The sequence below is a fragment of the Elioraea sp. Yellowstone genome, assembly GCF_006704265.1.
Taxonomy (GTDB): Bacteria; Pseudomonadota; Alphaproteobacteria; order Acetobacterales; family Acetobacteraceae; genus Elioraea.
In genome coordinates, this window is the sequence record NZ_VIKA01000292.1 from 1 (window position 1) to 1,096 (window position 1,096).

At 69.5% G+C, this 1,096-nt stretch carries 1 protein-coding gene; it reads left to right on the top strand.

What is annotated here, in order from left to right:
- On the top strand, positions 1-716 hold a 716-nt coding region (locus FK498_RS18775), incomplete at its 5' end, for a tyrosine-type recombinase/integrase (RefSeq protein WP_141857231.1).
- Between the last annotated feature and the right edge of the window lie 380 nt (positions 717-1,096).

Consider the following 1,096-nt stretch of genomic DNA (forward strand, 5'->3'; position numbering starts at 1 on the left):
CCCGGGCTGTCCCGCCATCCGCCGCTCCCGCTCTCACCAGCAGCAGCGAATCAGCCCGCAGCCGTCAGCGCCAGGGGTTTTTCGAGGTGTCCGGATGGTTCTGGGCGCCTCTCATCGCGCTCTATGCCGGCCTCCGGATGGAGGAGGCGCTCCAGCTCCGCACCGCCGACATTGCGAGCATGGACGGCCTGCCCGTGATCCGCGTCGCGTGGTCCAGCGACCAGCGGAAGAAGTCGCGCTCGGCGCGGCGCGGCGCGTCGTGCCAATCCATTCTCAGCTCATCCGCATTGGCCTGCTCGACTTCGCGGAGGAGGCGCGCGCGCGGCGTCCGCGTGCTCTTCCCCGAACTGCCGCGCACCAAGCCGCGCGACACGCTCCAGGCCTATTTCTCGCGGCGCTTCGTGGTGCTGCGCCGCGACCTCGGCATCCCCGACCGGCACGACTTCCACGCGCTGCGAACCACCTTCGACACGGCCCTCGAACGGCAGCCGACCACCAACACGACGCTGGTGCGGATGGCGATGGGCCACAGCCTCGGGCGCGACATGGCGAGCCACTACGCCAAGATCACGCCGCCCGACTTCGCGCCGCTCATCGAGTCCCTCGACTTCGGCCTCGACCTCACAGCGCTGGTCGCCTCGCGCGGGCGCCGCGAGCGCCCCTTCGAGATCCACCCGACCCGCGAGGAGGACCAGGCGAAGCCCGACGCTTGCTGACGCCGATCCCCGAGCGGCCGGCGTCAGTCCGGCGATTTCCTGGGCGGCAAGACGCGGACCCCGCGGATCAGTGCTGCTGCGCGTGCCTTGCCAGATCGCCAACCGACCGCGATCGGCAGCAACGCGGCATCGGCGCGTAGATGGGGAGTAAGCATCGCCTCAAGATCGCGTTGGGCCGCCTGCACCTTCTCGGCTACCGCGTCGGGTCGAGCAGTCCCAGCCCATATCGCGTTCTGCCAGCTTCGCCGCATCGCGCGATCCTCCGGCGACGTAAGTTCATCCGGCTGCGGCGTGGCTAGCATAGTCGCCCGTGAACAATGCCATTTCAGCGCAGTGCTGGCTGTGCTGAGGGGGCTGGAAGCGTCGGCGGGCTGAGGGTT